19 protein-coding genes are annotated in these 21,694 nt (G+C 57.5%); 7 read left to right on the top strand and 12 right to left on the bottom strand.

From position 1 onward, the window contains the following. Positions 1-198 precede the first annotated feature (198 nt). The gene (locus OXR04_RS00815; protein ID WP_046102224.1) at positions 199-1,896 is read left to right on the top strand and encodes an NAD-dependent malic enzyme; all 1,698 of its coding nucleotides are present in this window, start codon (positions 199-201) and stop codon (positions 1,894-1,896) included. Positions 1,897-2,031: 135 nt separating this feature from the next. After that, positions 2,032-2,751: an outer membrane permeability protein SanA gene (sanA, locus tag OXR04_RS00810; protein WP_267371675.1), complete on the top strand. Its 720-nt coding sequence runs from the start codon at positions 2,032-2,034 to the stop codon at positions 2,749-2,751. Positions 2,752-3,187: 436 nt separating this feature from the next. Here sanA and mglC read toward each other — a convergent pair whose 3' ends face one another. The 7 genes from mglC to OXR04_RS00775 all read right to left on the bottom strand — a co-directional run bounded on the left by mglC (position 3,188) and on the right by OXR04_RS00775 (position 11,426). Beyond that, positions 3,188-4,198 carry a galactose/methyl galactoside ABC transporter permease MglC gene (gene mglC, locus OXR04_RS00805; RefSeq protein ID WP_009089178.1) on the bottom strand — a complete coding sequence of 337 codons (1,011 nt, stop codon included), beginning with the start codon at positions 4,196-4,198 and terminating at the stop codon, positions 3,188-3,190. A gap of 19 nt (positions 4,199-4,217) precedes the next feature. Then, on the bottom strand, positions 4,218-5,738 hold the full coding sequence (gene mglA, locus OXR04_RS00800) for a galactose/methyl galactoside ABC transporter ATP-binding protein MglA (protein ID WP_046102225.1): 1,521 nt from the start codon (positions 5,736-5,738) through the stop codon (positions 4,218-4,220). Between the two features lie 68 nt (positions 5,739-5,806). Continuing rightward, on the bottom strand, positions 5,807-6,802 hold the full coding sequence (mglB, locus tag OXR04_RS00795; protein WP_009089175.1) for a galactose/glucose ABC transporter substrate-binding protein MglB: 996 nt from the start codon (positions 6,800-6,802) through the stop codon (positions 5,807-5,809). 307 nt (positions 6,803-7,109) lie between these two features. After that, positions 7,110-8,150 carry an HTH-type transcriptional regulator GalS gene (gene galS / locus OXR04_RS00790; RefSeq protein ID WP_009089173.1) on the bottom strand — a complete coding sequence of 347 codons (1,041 nt, stop codon included), beginning with the start codon at positions 8,148-8,150 and terminating at the stop codon, positions 7,110-7,112. A 147-nt stretch (positions 8,151-8,297) separates the two neighbouring features. Then, positions 8,298-9,458, bottom strand: a complete 1,161-nt coding sequence (gene yeiB / locus OXR04_RS00785; protein ID WP_267371682.1) for a DUF418 domain-containing protein YeiB — start codon at positions 9,456-9,458, stop codon at positions 8,298-8,300. 50 nt (positions 9,459-9,508) lie between these two features. After that, on the bottom strand, positions 9,509-10,174 hold the full coding sequence (gene folE, locus OXR04_RS00780; RefSeq protein ID WP_009089168.1) for a GTP cyclohydrolase I FolE: 666 nt from the start codon (positions 10,172-10,174) through the stop codon (positions 9,509-9,511). Between the two features lie 124 nt (positions 10,175-10,298). Continuing rightward, on the bottom strand, positions 10,299-11,426 hold the full coding sequence (locus tag OXR04_RS00775) for a YbfB/YjiJ family MFS transporter (RefSeq protein WP_267371686.1): 1,128 nt from the start codon (positions 11,424-11,426) through the stop codon (positions 10,299-10,301). A 117-nt stretch (positions 11,427-11,543) separates the two neighbouring features. Between OXR04_RS00775 and OXR04_RS00770 the strand changes: the two genes are divergently transcribed. The 3 genes from OXR04_RS00770 to fghA all read left to right on the top strand — a co-directional run bounded on the left by OXR04_RS00770 (position 11,544) and on the right by fghA (position 14,526). Then, positions 11,544-12,455: a LysR family transcriptional regulator gene (locus OXR04_RS00770; protein ID WP_046102228.1), complete on the top strand. Its 912-nt coding sequence runs from the start codon at positions 11,544-11,546 to the stop codon at positions 12,453-12,455. Between the two features lie 91 nt (positions 12,456-12,546). Next, complete coding sequence (locus OXR04_RS00765) at positions 12,547-13,671, top strand: S-(hydroxymethyl)glutathione dehydrogenase/class III alcohol dehydrogenase (RefSeq protein WP_009089162.1); 1,125 nt, start codon at positions 12,547-12,549, stop codon at positions 13,669-13,671. A 12-nt stretch (positions 13,672-13,683) separates the two neighbouring features. Then, entirely contained in the window at positions 13,684-14,526 is an 843-nt protein-coding gene (gene fghA, locus OXR04_RS00760) for an S-formylglutathione hydrolase (protein ID WP_265138855.1), read from the top strand. Positions 14,527-14,597: 71 nt separating this feature from the next. Here fghA and OXR04_RS00755 read toward each other — a convergent pair whose 3' ends face one another. From OXR04_RS00755 to OXR04_RS00735, 5 genes are all read right to left on the bottom strand, one after another. Beyond that, the gene (locus OXR04_RS00755; protein WP_046102230.1) at positions 14,598-15,386 is read right to left on the bottom strand and encodes an ABC transporter ATP-binding protein; all 789 of its coding nucleotides are present in this window, start codon (positions 15,384-15,386) and stop codon (positions 14,598-14,600) included. Next, the gene (locus tag OXR04_RS00750; protein WP_267371692.1) at positions 15,386-16,462 is read right to left on the bottom strand and encodes an iron ABC transporter permease; all 1,077 of its coding nucleotides are present in this window, start codon (positions 16,460-16,462) and stop codon (positions 15,386-15,388) included. Before OXR04_RS00750 ends, OXR04_RS00755 begins: the two co-directional genes overlap by 1 nt. Positions 16,463-16,768: 306 nt before the next feature. Continuing rightward, positions 16,769-18,235, bottom strand: a complete 1,467-nt coding sequence (locus OXR04_RS00745) for an amino acid permease (RefSeq protein ID WP_154927620.1) — start codon at positions 18,233-18,235, stop codon at positions 16,769-16,771. 116 nt (positions 18,236-18,351) lie between these two features. After that, positions 18,352-19,218 carry a DNA-binding transcriptional regulator YeiE gene (gene yieE, locus OXR04_RS00740; RefSeq protein ID WP_111208541.1) on the bottom strand — a complete coding sequence of 289 codons (867 nt, stop codon included), beginning with the start codon at positions 19,216-19,218 and terminating at the stop codon, positions 18,352-18,354. Between the two features lie 18 nt (positions 19,219-19,236). After that, positions 19,237-19,602, bottom strand: coding sequence for a YkvA family protein (locus tag OXR04_RS00735; protein WP_046102233.1), 366 nt, complete (start codon positions 19,600-19,602; stop codon positions 19,237-19,239). A gap of 106 nt (positions 19,603-19,708) precedes the next feature. Between OXR04_RS00735 and OXR04_RS00730 the strand changes: the two genes are divergently transcribed. Beyond that, positions 19,709-20,761 (top strand): YeiH family putative sulfate export transporter, encoded by a 1,053-nt coding sequence (locus OXR04_RS00730; RefSeq protein ID WP_267371700.1) that lies wholly within the window; start codon positions 19,709-19,711, stop codon positions 20,759-20,761. Positions 20,762-20,812: 51 nt separating this feature from the next. Beyond that, on the top strand, positions 20,813-21,658 hold the full coding sequence (nfo, locus tag OXR04_RS00725) for a deoxyribonuclease IV (RefSeq protein WP_058956715.1): 846 nt from the start codon (positions 20,813-20,815) through the stop codon (positions 21,656-21,658). Positions 21,659-21,694: the final 36 nt, after the last annotated feature.

Genomic DNA, 21,694 nt, shown 5'->3' with positions numbered 1-21,694 from the left:
TAGGATCTGGCGCCAGAATTCACGTCATGACAAATTACTCTGAATAATTCAGGTTGCAGGATGGCAGCACGGTCGTGAATTTTCCCGCAGCGGTGACCCTGCCGCTACAGGCCTGCAGTCTGAGCTATAACGGGTAAGAAAACTGGCGCTACCTTTCCGGCGTGACGCCAGACAACACTGCAACCGGAGCATCACCGCATGGAACTCGACTACGAAAGTAAACGCCCGCTTTATATCCCATATGCTGGCCCGATTTTGCTTGAATTTCCCCTGCTGAACAAAGGCAGCGCCTTTACCCTCGAAGAACGTAACGAATTTAACCTCAATGGTCTGCTGCCTGAAGCGGTGGAGTCGATTGAAGAGCAGGCAAAGCGTGCCTGGCGTCAGTTCCAGGACTTTAAAAACAATAACGATAAGCACGTCTACCTGCGAAACATCCAGGACACGAACGAAACGCTGTTCTACCGCCTGCTGGATAACCATCTCGAAGAGATGATGCCCATCATCTACACCCCGACCGTCGGCGCAGCCTGCGAACACTTCTCTGAAATCTACCGTCGTGCGCGTGGCGTTTTCATCTCCTACCCGAACCGCGATCGCATCGAAGATATGCTGCAGAACGCCACCAAACAGAATGTGAAGGTGATTGTGGTGACCGATGGCGAGCGTATCCTGGGTCTGGGCGACCAGGGCATCGGTGGAATGGGGATTCCGATTGGTAAGCTTTCACTCTATACCGCCTGCGGCGGCATCAGCCCGGCTTACACTCTGCCGGTCGTGCTGGATGTCGGCACCAATAACCAGCAGCTGCTGAACGACCCGCTCTATATGGGCTGGCGTCATCCGCGCATCACCGGCGAAGAGTATGACGCCTTCGTCAATGAGTTCATTCAGGCCGTTAAGCGCCGCTGGCCGAAGGTGCTGTTGCAATTCGAAGATTTCGCCCAGAAGAACGCAATGCCGCTGCTGAACCGCTATCGCGAAGAGGTCTGCTGCTTTAACGATGATATTCAGGGCACTGCCGCCGTCACCGTCGGCACGCTGATCGCCGCCAGCCGCGCAGCCGGCAGCCGTCTGTGCGAGCAGAAAGTGGTCTTCCTGGGAGCCGGTTCCGCGGGTTGTGGTATCGCTGAGCAGATCATCGCGCAGATGAAATCTGAAGGTCTGAGCGACGACGAAGCCCGTAGCCGGGTGATGATGGTGGATCGCTTTGGCCTGCTCACTGACAAACTGCCTAACCTGCTCGATTTCCAGAGCAAGCTGGTGCAGAAGAGCGAAAACCTGCAGAACTGGGATGTCGCCAGTGACGCAATCTCGCTGCTGGACGTAGTGCGCAATGCCCAGCCCGATATCCTGATTGGTGTTTCCGGTCAGCCGGGGCTGTTCACCGAAGAGATCATCCGTGAGATGCACAAGCACTGTAAGCGCCCTATCGTGATGCCACTGTCGAACCCGACATCACGCGTGGAAGCGACGCCAGCCGATATCATCGCCTGGACTGACGGCGCAGCACTGGTCGCCACCGGCAGCCCGTTCTCGCCAGTAAGCTGGAACGGTAAAACCTACCCGATCGCGCAGTGCAACAACTCCTACATCTTCCCGGGTATTGGTCTGGGTGTGATTGCCTCAGGCGCCAGCCGCGTCACCGACAGCATGCTGATGACCGCCAGCCGCGCACTGGCTGACTGCTCTCCGCTGGTCAACGAAGGCGAAGGCCCGGTACTGCCCGAGATCAAAGATATTCAGGGCGTGTCGAAGATTATTGCGATGGAAGTGGGCAAAGCCGCTCAGCTGGCGGGCGTTGCCGTGGTGACCTCAGAAGATGTGTTGTCACAGGCTATTGCCAACAACTTCTGGCTGCCGCAGTACCGTCACTATCGCCGTACCTCGATTTAATCTTCAGCCTGCCGGACCTGATGGGGTCCGGCAGTGTTCAAAAAGCGCACAGCCAGCCGGCAGTAACTTGCTTCGCTGCGACGCCTCAAGTAGCCTTGTGCCATCTCAACATTCTGATACCGAGTCTCCAGGCGCATGCTGAAACGCGTTTTCATTGGTCTGCTTTTCATCATCTTAGTGATGGTGGCAACTGCGCTCGGCCTCGATCGCTGGATCAGCTGGAAAACGGCGCCTTTCATCTACGAAAACGTCTCTTCTCTGCCGCATCGTCAGGTGGGCGTGGTACTGGGAACGGCAAAATATTACCGCACCGGCGTGATCAATCAGTATTACCTCTATCGGATGCAGGGTGCGCTGAACGCCTACAACAGCGGTAAAGTCAATTATCTGCTGCTGAGCGGGGATAATGCGCTGCAGAGTTACAACGAGCCGATGACAATGCGCCGTGATTTAATCAAAGCGGGCGTCGATCCGGCCGATATCGTGCTCGACTACGCCGGATTCCGCACGCTGGATTCGATCGTACGTACCCGTAAAGTCTTTGATACCAACGACTTCATTATCATCACGCAGCGCTTTCATTGTGAGCGCGCACTCTTCATCGCCCTGCAGCTGGGCATTCAGGCGCAGTGTTATGCCGTGCCCTCGCCGAAGAACATGCTTAGCGTGCGCTTCCGTGAAGTGGGGGCCCGGCTGGGTGCGCTGGTGGACCTCTTCCTGCTCAAGCGAGAACCCCGTTTCCTTGGCCCGCTGGTGCCGATTCCCGCCGTGCGAACCGTTCCGGATGATGCGCAGAGTTATCCTGCTGTAACGCCGGAACAGCTGCTGGAGCTGGAACAGAAGTTACGGAAGTAGCTGACGTTCAGCGGTTGAATGAAACTCTGTTATATGCGCTGAGCTGCAGTCTGGCAGCAAGGTACAAGACTCAGGGAGCATACGCCTTTCGCAAAGACGCAAAAGATGCCATCCCTGGCAGGCTCAGCGCGGGCCATCCATGGCCCGCTATGCTTTGCTACAGGCATACGCTCCCATCGTTTTAAGTGGGTGAGTCGTCTGTTTGAATTCCCTGAGGCTTAGGCGAATCTAACAGCAATAAATAAGCCTGAAGCGCAGGGAACAGGGTCAGAAGAGGAAAGCGTCCCGCGCCAGGGACGGCGCGGGCCGAGCGTGTCATGGATGACGGCCTTTGCGACTTTCCGATCTGACCCTGTTCCCTTCGCAGATTCGATCTCACAGCAACGACCCCATAAAAAAAGCGACCCGAAGGTCGCTTTTTTCGCAGCAGAGAACGTTACTTCTTACGCGAATACTTCAGTGAATCCAGCGCCACGGCGAAGATGATGATGCCGCCTTTAATAATGTACTGCCAGTAAGGGTTAACGCCGATATAGGTCAGACCGTAGTTGATAACGGTGAAGATCAACACACCGGTTACCACACCCGCCACGCTACCCACACCACCGGCGAACGAGACGCCGCCGACCACACAGGCTGCAATCGCATCCAGCTCATACATAAAGCCAAGGTTGTTAGTCGCCGAACCGATACGACCCGCTTCCAGCATCCCGCCAAAGGCGTAGAACACACCAGACAGCGCATAAATCAGGATCAGGTTCAGCGGCACGTTCACACCTGACACTTTCGCCGCTTCCGGGTTACCACCGATAGCGAAAATGTTTTTGCCGAAACGGGTTTTGTTCCACAGCACCCAGACGAACACAATCGCAATCACCGCGTAGAAGGTGATGAACGACAGTTTAAAATCACCAAACCGCAAAAAGCCCTGAGCGAATTTCGAGAAGCCTGCATCAAAACCGGCAATCGGTGACGCACCCACATAGTCGTAATAGAGTGAGTTAATACCGTAAACGATAATCATGGTGCCCAGCGTGGTGATAAAAGGCGTCACCTTCAGATAGGCAATGATCACACCGTTCACCAGACCAATCACTCCCCCGATCACACACACGGTCAGGATAACCAGCGGAATTGGCACCGTATCCAGCGTCGGGAACACTTTGTTCGCGTTGTCCATCGACTGCAGCAGCGTCGCTGCCACAACCGCCGCCAGCCCAACCTGACGTCCGGCTGACAGGTCAGTCCCCTGGGTCACAATCAGGCCCGCCACGCCCAGTGCAATAATAATGCGCACTGAAGACTGGGTCAGGATATTACTCAGGTTCATTAAACTTAAAAATGTCGGGTCCTGGAAAATAATAATAGCCAGCAATACCAGCAGCACGACATAAATGCCGCCCTCTTTTAACCAGGTTAGCGCATTCTTTTTTGTAGTCGCTTTCATGTTAACAGCCCTTGCTTCATTAAAGGTGTAATGACGCTAAACGCAATATTTCGTTCTGCGTGGTCGTTTTGGTATCAACTATGCCTGCTACCAGACCATTACTCATTACCAGAATACGATCGGTAATGCCTAACAGCTCCGGCATTTCGGATGAGATAATAATGATGCCCTTCTCTCTTTTCGCCAGCTCAGCAATCAGCTGGTAAATTTCGAATTTTGCACCAACATCAATACCGCGTGTTGGTTCATCAAGCATCAGGATTTCAGGCTGGGTCAATAACCAGCGGCCAATAATCACCTTTTGCTGATTACCGCCCGAAAGCGAACCAATCTGCGTATGGTGGCCCGGCGTTTTTACCCGCATGGAATCGATCACCCACTGGGTGTCACTTTTCATGCGTTTATTATCCAGCAGCCCCATACTGCTTTTATATTTTTTAATATTCGAGATAAGGGAGTTAAATCCGATATCCAGATAAGCATAAATACCGGTTGAGCGACGCTCTTCCGTCACCAGTGCGAAACCGTGATTAATCGCTTCATTCGCACTGTGGTTATTAATCGGTTTACCATGAAGTTTGATGGTGCCGCCCGATTTTTCGCGAATGCCAAACAGCGTTTCGACGATATCGGTACGTTTGGCGCCCACCAGCCCGGCGATGCCGAGGATCTCCCCTTTACGCAGATCAAATGAGATGTCACGAATCGAAGGCTGACGCAGAGAGGTCAGATTCCGCACCTCAAGAATGGTTTCCCCCGGCACGTTAGTACGGTCAGGGAAACGCTGGTTCAGTGAACGGCCGACCATCATCGCGATGATCTTATCCATATCCAGCCCTTCCAGCGGCTGAGTCGCAATCCACTGTCCGTCACGCAGAATCGTAATCTCATCACACAGCTGGAAAATCTCTTCCATTTTATGAGAGATATAGACGATGCCGCAGCCACGATCTTTCAGTTTACGAATAATCGTGAACAGGTGATTAACCTCTTTCTCCGTTAACGAGGAGGTCGGCTCATCCATAATCACAATTTTTGCGTCATAAGAGAACGCTTTGGCAATTTCAATCATCTGCATCTGCGACACAGACAAATTCGCCACTTTGTCGCGCGGATCGATATCGATATCCAGCTCGTCAAAAATGGCTTTGGTATCCTGATACATCTTATCCTGATCGACAAAGAAGCCTTTGCGCGGATAACGCCCCAGCCACATGTTGTCCATCACGGTGCGCTGCAGGACCAGGTTTAATTCCTGATGCACCATCGACACGCCATTTTCCAGCGCCTCTTTGGAGCTTTTATAGTCGATCTCTTTACCCTGAAACAGGATACTGCCGGAATCTTTTTTATAAATACCAAACAGGCATTTTAATAAGGTGGATTTACCGGCACCGTTCTCGCCCATTAACGCATGAACAGAGTGAGGCCGCACTTTTAAATTCACATTATCTAACGCTTTAACGCCGGGAAATGATTTTGAGACATCCTTCATTTCCAGCAGATATTCTCGCTGCGCGGTCGTATTATCACTGGCCATATTTTACCTGGCTAAAAAACGGTGGTGACATAAAAAAGGCGCGACAGGGGTCGCGCCCGGAATCGAACTTACTTCTGGAACTGAGCCAGATTCTCTTTATCAACCGGAACGTAAGGTACGCGGACGATCTTATCCACCATCTTGAAGTTCGTACCTTCGGTCGCGGCTTTGCCGTTAGCCAGGTTGTTGGCTATATCCAGCGTGGCTTTCGCCTGGTTTTCCGCATCGTTCAGCACGGTACCGGCCAGCGCACCCGATTTCACCAGCGCCATCGCTTCCGGCAGGGCATCGACGCCGAAGACCGGGATAGAGGTCATGTTGTGCGCTTTCAGCGCTTCAACGGCACCCATCGCCATCGCATCGTTATTGGCAATCACCACTTCGATTTTCTTCGCGTTCGGGCCTGACAGCCACGCATCCATCTTATCTTTAGCCTGTGCGGTATCCCACATCGCCGTATCCATCGCTAACTGCTGGGTTTTCAGACCATCTTTGTTCAGCGTATCGATCACATATTTGGTACGGGCTTCCGCATCAGGATGGCCTGGCTCACCTTTCAGCAGCACAAACTGAATGGTGCCATCTTTGTTCAGATCCCAGGCCGGGGTCGCTTTCCAGTGTTTCTCAATCAGCTGACCCTGAATGATGCCGGACTCTTTAGAGTCGGTCCCGACATAGTAGGCTTTGTCATAACCGGCCAGTACTTTCGCGTTAGGCTCTTTGTTGAAGAAGACCACCGGCACGTCATTCGCGCGCGCTTTGTCGACCACCACGGCCGCGGCAGCCGGGTCAACCAGGTTAATGGCCAGCGCTTTCACGCCTTTTGCCATCAGTACGTCAACCTGGTCGTTCTGTTTGGACTGGTCGTTCTGCGAGTCATTCATCAGCAGCTGAATGCCGCCAAGGGTTTTCGCTTCTTTCTCAATGTCTTTGCGCACCATTGACATGAAGTTGTCATCATATTTGTAAATGGTCACGCCGATACGGGTGTCAGCTGCGTGAGCGGTTGCACCAAACATCATGCTGGCAACCAGTGCGGTAAGCGTGAAAACCTTCTTATTCATGGTATCTCCGGTTTTATTATGCAGGGTCTTTTTAGCGCTGCCGCGCGACGTGGCGCGAAAGCAATCGGTAAAACAGATCGGCGGGGCAGTCTGCGCAATTTGCCGCTTACCGCTGACGCCGTCTAAAACCTGACTTCCCTGTGCCTGAACACGTCCGTGAAGAGGGGATGAACCCGTTAACCGGCTACTGAGACCACAACTGATGCCGTTACACTGGCGTTACATAATGTTTCAGTCCGGTAAGACGCTGCCATCATAGTGAGAGCAATGTTAATTAACTGTGAATGTAATCACAGATTGAAAGCGGTTACATGGCTGAATCGCCTGAATTAGTGACGGACTCCACATTTTGCCGCTGCGCGACTGAATGACGCCGCACCAGCGTCGGCATAAAGATGTGCGTGGCGGTGTCATCCAGCAGGCCTGCCGCCCCCTGCAGCGCCAGCTCTGTCGCAATTTTTGCCATAGAAACAATAGGATAACGCACAGTGGTAAGCTGGGGATCGGTGTAACGCGAGATAGGGATGTCATCAAAGCCAATGACAGAAAAATGCTGTGGCACCTGAATGCCGTTGTCTTTCAACGCCGTGAGTGCGCCCGCTGCCATGCCGTCGTTGTAAGCAAACACCGCGCTGAGATTGAGATTGCGCCCCAGCAGCTCCACCATCGCCGCTTCGCCGCCCTGCATGTCGGGCTCTGCGCTGGCAATCCAGCTCTCATGCGGCCGGATGCCCTGCTCTGCCATCGCCTGCATCCACCCTTCGCGGCGCTGGGCGACATCTTCGATAGGATGACTGGAACAGAGATAGCCGATGCGGCTATGCCCCTGTTGTATCAGGGTCCGGGAGGCCATCAGCGCACCGGCGACGTTATCCAGACTGACGCTGCGCTGCTCAAATCCCGGTATGACGCGGTTGATGACAACCATGCCCGGCACATGCTGCATAAAGTCTGCCAGCTCCGCGTCTGAAAGCGTTTTCGCGTGCACCACCAGGGCGCTGCAACGCTGGCGGATCAGCACTTCAATGGCATGACGCTCTTTCTCTTCCTGATGCCAGGAGTTGCTGATGAGGACATGCTTATGGACGCGCTGCGCCACGGTATCCACCGCTTTAACCAGTGCGCCAAAAAAGGGATCGGAAACATCCATCACCACCACCCCGATGGTGTCGCTGACCTGAGTCGCCAGCGCCTGCGCGTTGGCATTAGGACGATACCCCAGCGCCTCAACCGCCTGTAACACAGCGTCGCGGGTATCAGAGGTGACGGCGCTGCTCTGATTGAGGACGCGCGATACGGTCGCCACTGAGACGCCAGCCTGACGGGCAACATCACGAATTGTTATCATGCAGCAGTTCCAGAAAGGAAAAAGAGGGCATCACGCCGGGTTGAACACCGGCGCTATTTTGTCAGGGGCGGACGATATGCAGCGTGAATTGCGTCACATCAATGAAAGCGGTTACATACAATTCTGTAACCTTTGTGATGGCGGTCATTATCTGGCGTGGTCGGACAGGCGTGGTTTTCCGGCTGAGAGCTGGGTAAGCCGCCGCCACAGCCACTCCAGCGGGCCCTGAGCGAAGAAATGTAACCAGATGAGTGAAAAGAGGATATTGATAAGCCAGACCGCAGGCACCATCAGCACCAGCTCCAGCCGGGTAAAGTGCATATAGAAGCCAAAGCGGTAGAACAGCGTGGTGCAGATCAGCGACTGCATCAGGTAGTTGGTCAGCGCCATGCGCCCGACACACTGAATGGCATAACTGAACCGCCAGCGTGAAATCTGCGGCCACCAGGCCAGACAGAGCGCCGCATAGCCCAGGCTGATCAGCGGGCTGGCGAGGTCGCGCGGGGTCTGCAGATAAAAGCCGCTCCAGCGGAACTCCCAGTGTAACAGCCACTGCGCAGCGACACCGGCCACTGCTATCGAGAATCCTGCCGTCAGCAGCACGACGGCGGCCTGACGGTAGTGCCGCAGGGGAAACTGGCCCGTCAGCCAGCCACAGCGCAGCAGCGCGCCACCGATCATCATCAGGCCCGCCAGCTGCCAGCCATACTGCGCCGCCAGCGCCATCAGCCCCGATGAGAGGTGATCAAGCCGGTTCTGAATCGCTTCCCAGCCGCCGGCCAGTTTCCAGTAGCGCTCATATTGCAGATCGGCCGCGCCGGGCAGCCAGGAGCGGGTCGGCTCAGGATCGGAGATCGACCCGAATACCAGCAGCACACCGCAACCCACCAGGTAAAGCAGAATACCGGTATTCATCAGGCTGCGGGTGGAAGGAACATCGCGTACGACCCGCCACACCACCAGCCCGATGATGCCGTAATCGAGCAGGATGTCCCCCTCCCAGAGAAACACCCCGTGCAGAAAACCGATCAGCACCAGCAGTGACAGCCGGGCAGTCAGCCAGCGACTGCCGCGCGGCAGTTGCATCTGCAGACCGGCACCAAACAGCAGCGCAAACAGCGTCAGGAATTTGAGCTGGGCAAAGGTATCGGAGAGGGCCCATGTCCAGGCGTCAGCGAGGGTGACACTCCCCTGCCAGGCCGGATTCAGGTAGGCCGCAGAGGGCAGACCAAAGCCGACGATATTGAGCAGCAGAATGCCGAGAATGGCACAGCCTCGAATAAAATCCAGCGCGTGATAGCGTTGCATGCGGCACCCTGCCCCATTGAGGCGGGCAGCATTATGCGCCCGCCGTTAACTCAACTATGACGTACCGCGCGCAAAAATTCCTGGCGGGTATTCTGACTGGACTTGAACAGGCCGCCCAGTGAGGTGGTGGTGGTCGCGCTGGTGGCATCCTTCACGCCGCGCGCTTTCACGCAGTAATGCACCGCATCAATGGAAACGGCCACGTTGTTGGTGCCGAGCAGGGTCTGCAGGGCAACCAGTACCTGCTGTGTCAGACGCTCCTGCACCTGCGGGCGCTGTGCAAAGAACTGCACGATGCGGTTGATTTTCGACAGGCCAATCACCTTATCTTTGGGAATATAGGCGACGGTCGCTTTACCATCGATAATCACAAAGTGGTGTTCACAGGTGCTGGTCAGGGTGATGTCACGCACGGTCACCATCTCATCCACCTTCATCTTGTTTTCAATGACGGTGATTTTCGGGAAGTTGGCGTAATCGAGACCGGAAAAGACCTCATCCACATACATCTTCGCGATGCGATGCGGGGTTTCCATCAGGCTGTCATCTTCAAGATCCAGATTCAGCAGCTGCATGATTTCGGTCATGTGCCCGGCAATCAGGCTCTTGCGCGTGTTGTCATCAATGTCGCGTGTCGGTGCGCGTAATGGCGTTTCCAGGCCACGCGCCAGCAGCGCTTCATGAACCAGGGCAGCTTCCTGACTTAGGGTGCTCATCGTACTCTTCTCCGGCTGGGTGTTGCGCCCGTCGGCTGTTGCGGCGGGCCCTGTAATCAGGCGCGTATTGTGAAACTTTCTTTGCGGGGAATCCAGCAATCAATCAGATTGGTGAAGAAAGCGTTTATCGGCTCCGCCGCCAGACCAGCAGGCCCGCCCAGATGAGGCTCGCGCCGGCCACCCACAGGGCGGGTTCCAGCCGGTGTAAAAAGGCGGTGGAGAGAAACGAGAGCAGCGGGCCCACCAGTTGTCCCACGGCATAGCCGGTGGTCAGCAGGCCAGCCATATAGCGCAGATGATTGGGGGCCAGCTCACGCGCGCAGAGCAGCGACAGCTGCACCACGCTGAGGAAGCCGCCGCCGACCAGCAAGGCGCCCACCAGCAGGCCGCTGAAGCCCGGCAGCAGCGCCGCCGCAAAGACCCCCAGCGCCTGCGCCCAGAGCACCAGCGCCAGACGGACGTGGCTGCGCCCCCGGTGGCGCGTGAGGATGCCCAGCAGGATCCCCACCATCGCTGCGCCACCAAAAATCGGCCAGACAAACTGGGCGAATGCGCCATCCGGAAAACGCGCGGCAGCCATCTGCGACAGGAAGGTCGCAGGCAGGATATAGCCAAAGCCCGCCAGACTGTAGCTCAGCACCAGTCGTTTAAGGTTGCGGTCCAGCACCAGCGGCTCCGGGGCCTGATCGGGGCGATGCAGCTCGCCACGCCGGGGCAGATTACGGGCAATCAGCGCCACCAGCAGCAGCGCCAGTGCGCCATAGGCGGCCCAGGCCAGCCCCGCAGAGACCTGCAGCGTGTGCAGCGCCACCCCCAGCAGGCCGCTGACAAAGATGCCGCAGCCTGGCCCGGCAAACACGGCCGCCGACAGCCCCGCCCGGCCATGACGATGCAGCTGTTCATTACTCCAGGCGGCCACCAGCACCATCGCCCAGCCACTGGCCCAGCCGATCAGGAAACGAATGGCCCCGTGCAGCCACGGCCCGCTGGCCCAGGCCGAGAGCAGCGTCAGGATCACCGCGCCCCATATGCCCGCCGTCAGGCGCAGCTCCACCCGCTTGTGCGCCCGCATGGCATCGAACGAGCCACAGAGATAGCCAAGATAGTTGAGTGCGGCCACCAGGCTGGCGCTGGTGAGGGTCAGCTGGTGCGCCTGAATCATCAGTGGCACCTGCGGCGTAAAGGCAAACCGGCCAATACCCATCGCGACAAACAAAGTTAAAAACGCGCTGAGCGCGACGCGTAACGCCATGGCTGAACTCCTGTGGTTTCGGGCTAGGATCTTTTCTGACTTGCTAACAGCTTGCAGGATGTTTACACTCACGAAAAGTGAATAATCATGACCAACTTGTTTACAGGAAGAGAAGATATGGATTTAGTACAACTACGTATGTTCTGTTCCGTCGCCGAAACGGGTTCCCTGGCACGCGCCGCCGAACAGCTGCATCGCGTCCCCTCTAATCTCACCACGCGGCTGCGTCAGCTGGAAGAAGAATTGGGTGTGGACCTCTTTATTCGTGAGAAGCAGCGCATTCGCCTGTCACCGATGGGCCATAACTTCCTCAATTATGCGCAGCGCATTCTGGCCCTGAGTGAAGAAGCGATGAGCATGACCCGCACCGGTGAACCGGCGGGTAACTTTGCGCTTGGCTCGATGGAGAGCACCGCCGCCACCCGCTTGCCCGGTTTACTGGCCGCCTATCACCAGCGCTTTCCCGGTGTTGCCCTCTCGCTGATTACCGGCACCTCGGGCGAAATTATTGATCGGGTGCGTGAAGGCACCCTGGCGGCTGCGCTGGTGGATGGCCCGGTGGCGCATGATGACCTGAACGGCTGCATCGCGTTTCGTGAGGAGATGGTGCTGATTACCGGGCTGGATCATGCCCCTATCACCACCGCCCGCGACGTGCAGGACGATACCCTGTTTGCTTTCCGCAACAGCTGCTCCTACCGCGTTAAGCTGGAGAGCTGGTATCGCGACAGCCAGACCGCGCCGGACAATGTGATGGAGATTCAGTCCTATCACGCCATGCTGGCCTGCGTGGCGGGCGGTGCGGGCGTCGCCATGATCCCGGCCTCGGTGCTGAAACAGATGCCGGACCGTTCACGGGTGCAGGCGCACACCCTCCCCCCTGCTTATCGCAATACGGCCACCTGGCTGATGTGGCGACGGGACGCCTTTACTCCCAACGTGGAGGCGCTGAAGTACCTGATTATCGAAAAATTTGACGATCGGCCGCTCAATGATGAGCTGATCTACCCCTTACAGGCGGCGGAATAAGCGTTCCGCGCTATGTTTAAGAGCCTGGCTCTGATTACTCACGACCACCTGGCGCCACCGTGCGTCACAATCTGACTGGAAGAGGGATTGCATGAAAATGATCAAAACCCGTGCCGCCGTTGCCTGGGCTGCTGGCGAACCGCTGAAAATTGAAGAAGTGGATTTGATGCCACCGCAGAAAGGCGAAGTCCTGGTGCGCATCGTCGCGACCGGCGTCTGCCATACCGACGCCTACACCCTCTCCGGCACCGATCCGGAAGGCGTCTTCCCGGCGATCCTGGGCCATGAAGGCGGCGGCATCGTGGAAGCCGTAGGCGAAGGCGTGACCAGCGTGGAAGTGGGTGACCATGTCATCCCGCTTTACACTCCGGAGTGCGGCAAGTGTAAGTACTGTCTGTCGGGTAAAACTAACCTCTGTCAGGCGATCCGTGCAACCCAGGGTAAAGGTCTGATGCCGGATGGCACCACCCGCTTCTTTAAAGATGGCAAACCGATTTTCCACTATATGGGCACCTCGACCTTCTCGGAGTACACCGTCGTTCCGGAGATCTCACTGGCTAAAATCAGTAAAGAAGCGCCGCTGGAAGAAGTGTGCCTGCTGGGTTGTGGCGTCACCACTGGCATGGGCGCGGTCATGAACACCGCCAAAGTGAAAGAAGGCGACACCGTGGCGATTTTCGGCCTCGGCGGCATTGGCCTGTCGGCCGTTATCGGTGCCAAAATGGCGAAAGCCGGCCGCATCATCGCCATCGACATCAATACCAGTAAATTCGACCTGGCGCGCAAGCTGGGTGCCACTGACCTGATCAACCCGAAAGATTACGATAAGCCGATTCAGGAGGTGATTGTTGAGCTGACTGACGGCGGCGTGGATTTCTCCTTTGAATGTATCGGCAACGTCAACGTCATGCGTTCTGCGCTGGAGTGCTGCCACAAAGGCTGGGGCGAGTCCGTGATTATCGGTGTAGCCGGTGCCGGTGAAGAGATCTCTACCCGTCCGTTCCAGCTGGTGACCGGGCGCGTCTGGCGCGGCTCCGCCTTCGGTGGCGTGAAAGGCCGCTCACAGCTGCCGGGTATCGTGCAGGATTACCTCGACGGTAAATTTGCCCTGAACGACTTCATCACCCACACCATGCCGCTGGAAGAGATCAACGACGCCTTTGATTTAATGCACGAAGGAAAATCGATCCGCTCGGTTGTGCATTTCAACAGGTAATCAGGAGGCGTTATGGCATCCACTCTGGAGCTACTGGAAGAACACCGTATTTTTGGTGGCTGGCAACAGCGCTGGCGTCATGCGTCGGCCGTGCTGAACTGCCCGATGACCTTCAGCATCTATCTGCCTGAACCGCAGGGCGATGCGCCGCCACCGGTGGTCTGGTTTCTGGCCGGACTGACCTGCAACGACGAGAATTTCACCACCAAAGCGGGCGCGCAGCGGGTGGCGGCGGAACTGGGTCTGGTGCTGATTATGCCGGACACCAGCCCGCGCGGCGATCAGGTGGCCAACGATGAGGGCTACGATCTGGGTCAGGGAGCGGGATTTTATCTCAATGCCACCCAGCAGCCCTGGGCCGCGCATTTCCGCATGTTCGACTACCTGAGCAGCGAGTTACCTGCGGTGATTGCGGATAACTTTAAGGTCAGCGACCGTCAGTCGATCATGGGTCACTCTATGGGCGGACACGGCGCGCTGATGCTGGCGCTGCGTCTGGGCAACCGCTTTGCTTCGGCGTCGGCTTTCGCACCGATTGTAAACCCGATGCAGGTGCCGTGGGGTCAGAAAGCGTTTCAGGCCTATCTGGGCGATGACCCGGCGGCCTGGCGGGAATATGACAGCTGTCAGCTGATGGCGGAGGTGGCGCATCGTCTGCCGATCCTGATCGACCAGGGCGACAGCGATCAGTTCCTGGCCGACCAGCTGCAACCGGAGCGGCTGGAAAGCGTGGCCAGTGAGGTGGGATTCCCGCTGACGCTGCGCATTCAGCCGGGCTATGACCATAGCTACTTCTTTATCGCCAGTTTTGTGGAAGATCACCTGCGCTTCCACGCGCAGCATCTTCTGGCGTAAAAAATCAGGGCCGCAACTGCGGCCCTGAACTTTTTTGCACGATGCCGGGCCGGTGACGGCCTGCTGTTGTGTCAGACCAGCGCCGGACCGGTCAGGCCATCAATCATCACCTGCGGAATGCCGCGCGAGCAGTGCTCGATTCGTCCATCGACGCCATAGACTTTCGCCAGGGTCGCGGGCGTAATCACCTTATCCGGCTGCCCCTGCGCCACCAGTGCCCCCTGTTTCAGCATCAGCGCATGCTGCGCATGACGCAGCGCAATATTGATATCATGCACCACCACCACCGTGACGATGTTGCGAAGGGCGGTTTCGCGCCGCACCAGATCCATCACATGAAACTGGTAGTTGAGATCCAGCGCGCTCAGCGGTTCATCCAGCAGCAGCAGCTCAGGGCGACGGATCAGCGACTGTGCCAGCCCGACTAACTGCTTCTGTCCGCCGGAGAGCTGATCGAGATAGCGCATCGCCAGATGGGCAATGCCCAACTGCTCCAGCAGGTGCATGATTTCGGCTTCGCTGCTGGCGCTGTGGAGGCCGCCGGAGGCGCGCTGTGCCACAATGATCGACTCCAGCACATGCAGATGCACGCCCGCAGGCAGGGACTGCGGCAGATAGACCACGTTCTTCGCCCGGCGGGCAAACGGCTGGGTCATGAGATCCTCGCCGTTGAGCCACATTTCGCCCTGCCCTTTGTTCAGTCCGGCCAGGGCCCGCAGCAGTGTCGATTTGCCGCAGCCGTTGGGCCCCAGCAGCACGGTGATCTCCCCACGCGGCAGCGGCGCCACGTTGAGATTCTCAATCACCTTATGTTTTGGGTAACCGGCACTGAAGCCGCGTAACGTCAGGCCCTGTTCCATCACACTGTCCCCCGGTAACGCAGAATAATACTCAGGAAGAACGGCACGCCAATCAGTGAGGTCACGATGCCGACCGGGATGATCACGCCCGGAAGCAGGTTTTTCGACGCGACCGAGGCCAGCGACAGCACCAGCGCACCGACCAGTGCGCTGGCTGGCAGATAGAAGCGGTGATCTTCGCCAAACATCATGCGGGCAATATGGGGAGCGACCAGGCCGATAAAGCCAATCGGGCCGACAAAGGCCACGGCCAGCGCCGAGAGAATACTGATGCGCAGCAGCGTCGCCAGACGCAGACGACGCACGTCAATGCCAAAGCTGACCGCCCGATCCTCACCCAGCCGCAGCGCCGTCAGCTTCCAGCTGCTCATCATGGAGAACGGCACCAGGATCGCCAGCGCCACGGTCAGGACGCCCAGCTTCTCCCAGGAGGCGCGCGCCAGGCTGCCCATGGTCCAGAAAACCAGCCCCTGCAGGGTATCTTCGCTGGCGATGAACTGCATCATGGAGACCAGCGCGTTGAAGGTAAAGACCAGTGCAATGCCGAAGAGCACCACGCCCGCCGAGGAGACCTGGGTCCAGCGGGTGATGCCGTCCAGCATCAGGGCGGCAAACAGCGCAAAGACGAAGGCGTTGGCGGAGATCAACCACTGGTCAGGAATGCCGGGGATGCCGATGCCGAGGATGATGGCCAGCGCGGCACCAAATGCCGCCGCCGAGGAGACACCGAGAGTAAAGGGGCTGGCCAGCGGGTTATTCAGAATGGTCTGCATTTCTGCGCCCGCGAGGCCGAGCGACAGGCCTACCACAATCGCCATCAGGGCATAGGGCAGACGGATGTCCCAGACGATGACGCGGGTTCCGGCGTCGACGCTGTCGGGACTGAGCAGCGTATTCCACAGCGTCTCCAGCGAGAGTCCGGCCGGACCCAGCGTGAAGTCGAGGACCAGCGAGGCAATAATGGCCAGCAGCAGCACGCCGATCCAGATGACGCGGCGACGCAGCACCAGGTGGTAGCTATGCATGCTGTGCTGACGCGTCTCTTCTCCCGCCAGCAGCGAAGTTTCGGTAGTCATGTTTTAACCCTGTGTGGCTATCCTGTCAGAAAACGCAGCCACAATAGTGCAGGTGATAATAATTATCAATTCGTGATGGGAAGCGAGGCGTGAAAAAAGGGTAAAAAACGGTGTTGCAGGCGGGAGAATGGCTCAGGGAGCCTGTGCCTTTCGCAAAGACGCAAAACCCGCCATCCCTGGCGGGCTCAGCGCGGACCATCCCTGGCCCGCTATGCTTTGCTACAGGCACAGGCTCCCATCGCTTCACGATTCCTGCGGCCTGCCAGAACTGCGGCAGGCACCGTGCGCAGGAGTCAGCGCACAGAACTAATCTTTATGAACCGGGAACTCCATCTCGCTGTACTTCACGAAACGGCTGCCGCGCGTCAGCTTGTAGCCGAACCAGATGATCAGGAACAGCGGAAGGCCGATGTAGGTGGCCGCTACGCTGTACCAGTCGATGGTGTCGTTGAGAAACGCCTGATAGTTCTGACCCAGCGTGATGATCAGGCAGAGCACAAAGGCGAAAATCGGACCCAGCGGGAAAAAGCCGGAGCGGTAAGGCAGCGCGTTCAGGTCATGTCCCTGAGCGACATAGCCGCGACGGAAGCGGTAGTGACTGATCGCGATACCGAGCCAGGCGATAAAACCGGTCATGCCTGAGGTATTCAGCAGCCAGAGGTAAACCTCCTGATTGCCAAATTTCGAGGTCAGGAAGCAGAGTCCCGCCACCACCGTCGTTGCCCAGAGTGCATTACGCGGCACGCCGCCTTTAGAGAGTCTGGCGAAAATCCGCGGCGCTTTGCCTTCACAGGCCAGGTTGTAAAGCATACGGGTTGAGGCGTACATGCCGGAGTTACCCGCTGACAGCACGGCCGTCAGGATCACCGCATTCATCACCGCCGCCGCTGACAGCAGACCGGCATTCTGGAACACCAGGGTGAACGGGCTGACGCTGATATCGTTGATGTCATTGTGCAGCAGCTTGGGATCGGTGTACGGCAGGATCAGGCTGATAATCAGAATCGCGAAGACGTAAAACAGCAGGATACGCCAGAAGATCTGCCGCACCGCACGCGGGATATTTTTTGCCGGATCTTCAGATTCGCCCGCCGCGATACCGATCAGCTCGGTGCCCTGGAAGGAGAATCCCACAATCATCGCCACACCGATCATCGCCGCAAAACCGCCCGCAAACGGCGCTTCGCCCACCTGCCAGTTATGCCAGCCCGCGTGTTCTGCACCGCGCATAATGCCGGTGATCATCAGCACGCCAACCACGATAAAAATCACCACGGTGGCCACTTTGATCAGCGAGAACCAGTATTCCGCTTCACCAAAGCCTTTGACGGAGATGTAGTTGAGCAGGAACATCAGGCCCAGGAACAGCGCGCTCCAGATCCAGCCTGGCGTGTCGGGGAACCAGTAATTCATCACCAGCTGTGACGCCACCAGATCAACCGCGATGGTCACCGCCCAGTTGTACCAGTAGTTCCAGCCGAGTGCGAAACCAAAGCCCTCTTCGACATATTTTGCGCCGTAGGTAGCAAACGACCCGGACACGGGCATAAATGCCGCCAGTTCACCCAAGCTGGTCATCAGGAAATAGACCATCAGACCGATGAGCATATAGGAGAGAAGTGCTCCGCCGGGTCCGGCCTGAGCAATAGTGGCACCCGATGCGACAAACAGGCCGGTTCCGATGGAGCCGCCGATGGCGATCATGGTGAGATGACGTGCTTTTAGTGCACGCTGTAACGCAGGTTGTTGTGTTGTTTTTGAGTCATTATGCATGTGTAAACGCTACGAAGGGTAAAAATGAGGCGAGATTGTAGCAGCCAGCTCGCCTCTGTATAGCGGAGCCACGCTGTTATTAGTTAAGTTCATGATCGCGCCCGAATTATTAGCGGTCACTCACGGCAGTAGGATAAAAAGCGCGTCAGCGCTTTGGAAATATGCTTCTGCCGGTGATGGATGCGATACAGCGTCCGGGTCAGGCGCGGCAGCGGAATCGTCAGTTCAATCAGCGTTCCCGCCTCCAGCAGATCGGCGATCACCCGGCGCGACAGGCAGCTGATCCCCATGCCGTGGCGCACCGCATGTTTAATCGCTTCAGAGTTGCCGAGCTCCATCCCCAGCTGAAAGCTCGGCAGGTGAGACAGCAGCAGATAATCGACGATTTCACGGGTGCCGGAGCCGCGTTCGCGCAGGATCCAGGGGGCGTCCGCCAGCGTTTTCAGGGTGACCGGCTGCTGCAGAACAGGCGCATCCGGCGCGGCAAACACCACCAGCTCATCCTCCAGCCAGGGTTCACTGACTAGTTCTGTCATATGGCACGGCCCCTCAATCAGGCCGACATCGACGCGGAAGTCGGAGACCGCCTGAATCGCATCCTGACTGTTGCCTACGCTCAGCTCCAGCGGCAGGCCGGGAAAATCGCGTCGCCAGGCCGCCATCATGCCCGGCAGCAGATAGTTACCGATGGTGCTGCTGGCGAAGATGCGGATGGCCCCGTTGTCCTCTTTGAACAGCTGCTCAATCTCCCCCGCCTGCTCCAGCAGACCCACAGCGCGGGGATAAAGCAGGCGGCCATGTTCGTTCAGCACCAGTCGTTTACCGACCCGATCAAAGAGCTGAACTCCAAGCTGACTCTCCAGATCGGCCAGCGCCGCGCTGACCGCCGACTGCGACAGCGCCAGCAGCTGCGACGCCTGGGTCGTCGAGCCACTCTTGAGCACTTCGGTAAAGACTTCGATTTGCCGCAGCGTAATGTGCATCGTCGATCCTCTAGTCTGTTAATGTCTGACGAGATAGATGATCAGCGCCAGCCAGATCAGCCCCACTACCACCAGCCAGCCTGCGATTTTTTTGCCGCGGGAACGCCGGGATGCGGCCCTTTCGCTGCTGCTGATGCGCACCTCACGCGGCAGCAGGCGCAGCAGCAGCATAACACCGGTCGGGATGATGACCGCGTCATCCAGCAGTCCCACAAACGGTATCACATCCGGGATGAAATCGATCGGGCTGACGCCATAGGCGACCAGGCCCAGCATGCCCAGCTTGTTCCACCAGGGCGTGCGCGGGTCGCGAAAGGCGAACCAGAGTACCAGCACATCCCTCTTGATCAGCGTTGCCCAGCGGCGCAGACGCAAAACGCTCATAATGTCGGCCTTATCGTTTATTCCGGTTGATTATAAATATATTATCAATTTCACTTTTAAGCCAGTGCGCGCCATGATCGACACTCACTGAAGAGGAGTGACCCTTATGGCCGAACTGAGCATCGTTAAAACGCACTATCCCGTTGTGCGCCTGTTTCCCGGTCTGCTGCTGACCGCCGCGCTCGCCGCAGCGGCGAGCTGGCTGGGGCAACAGCCGTTGATCGCGGGGCTGGGACTGGGTTCACTGACGCTGGCGATCATGCTGGGCATCGTGGTCGGGAATAGCGTCTGTTCCCTTCTCTCATCACACTGCGACAGCGGCGTCGCGCTGGCGAAGCAGAAGCTGCTGCGGCTCGGGATCATCCTGTTTGGCTTTCGTATTACTTTACAGCAGATTGCCGATGTCGGCGTCAGCGGCATCCTGATCGATGCGCTGACCCTGAGCAGCACCTTCTTTATCACCTGTCTGCTGGGTATCCGGTTACTGAAGCTGGATCGCGAAACCGTCTGGCTGATTGGCGCAGGCAGCAGTATCTGCGGTGCGGCAGCGGTGCTGGCGACCGAGCCGGTGGTCAAAGCCGCGCCGTCGAAAGTCGCGGTGGCCATCGCGACCGTGGTGCTGTTCGGCACGCTGGCGATCTTCATCTATCCCCTGCTCTGGCCGCTGGCGCATCATCTGTTTCCGGCTCTGAGCGCTGCACAGTTTGGCGTTTTCACCGGGTCCACGATTCATGAAGTGGCGCAGGTGGTGGCAGCCGGACACAGTATCAGCCCGGAAGCCGAAAACAGCGCGGTTATTGCCAAGATGCTGCGGGTGATGATGCTGGCCCCATTCCTGCTCTGCCTGGGGACGATGCTGCGCGGTGGGCGTCAGGGCGGCGCCCGTCAGCCGGTGACCTTTCCCTGGTTTGCCTTACTGTTTATTGCGGTCGCGCTGTTTAACTCGCTGCAGCTGCTGCCTGCTGCGCTGGTGGCCTCACTGAATCAGCTGGCTGGCCTGCTGCTGGCGATGGCGATGGCCGCGCTGGGCTTAACCACCCGTTTCAGCGCGCTGCGTGAAGCGGGTGTTAAACCCCTGCTGCTGGGTGCGCTGGTCTTTGGCTGGTTAATCGCAGGCGGTGGCACGATCAATCTGCTGGTGCAACATTTCATGGGCTAACCGCATCGGGTATCATGCCGTTTCATCCGTGCATAGCCCCAGGAGAAAGGCATGAAATATATTGGCGCACACGTCAGTGCGGCAGGGGGAGTGGATCAGGCCGTGATCCGCGCCCATGAATTAGAAGCCACCGCCTTCGCCCTCTTTACAAAAAATCAGCGTCAGTGGAAGGCCGCCCCGCTGACCACTGAGGTCATTGATGCTTTTCGCGCCGCCTGCGAGACTTATCACTTCACATCACAGCAGATCCTGCCGCACGACAGTTTTCTGATTAACCTGGGCCATCCGGTTGAGGAGGCGCTGGAGAAGTCCCGCGCGGCCTTCATTGATGAACTGCGGCGTGCTGACCAGCTGGGGCTGACGCTGCTGAACTTCCACCCCGGCAGCCATCTGCATCAGATCGATGAGGAGAGCTGCCTGAAGCGCATCGCCGAGTCGATCAATGTCGCGCTCGACCAGACGCAGAACGTTACCGCCGTCATCGAAAATACGGCCGGTCAGGGCAGTAATCTGGGCTTCCGCTTCGAGCATCTCGCCACCATTATTGAGCATGTCGAAGACAAATCGCGTGTCGGGGTCTGCATTGATACCTGCCATGCGTTTGCCGGCGGGTATGATCTGCGTACCGAGGCAGACTGCGAAGCGACCTTTGCCAGCTTTGAGCGCATCGTCGGTTTTCAGTATCTGCGTGGCATGCACCTGAACGACGCCAAGAGCGCCTTCGACAGCCGCGTTGACCGCCATCACAGTCTGGGAGAAGGAAACATCGGCAGGACGGTGTTCAGCTGGCTGATGAAAGATCCCCGCTTCGATGGCATCCCGCTGATTCTGGAAACCATCAATCCCGATATCTGGAAAGATGAGATTGCGTGGCTGAAAGCCGAACAGCAGGCATAGAAAAAGGAGCCTGAAGGCTCCCTGAGCAGGTACCTT

The sequence above is a fragment of the Pantoea sp. GM_Pan_3 genome, assembly GCF_026541045.1.
Classification (GTDB): domain Bacteria; phylum Pseudomonadota; class Gammaproteobacteria; order Enterobacterales; family Enterobacteriaceae; genus Pantoea; species Pantoea anthophila.
This window is presented reverse-complemented; position numbering and strand designations above follow the sequence as displayed.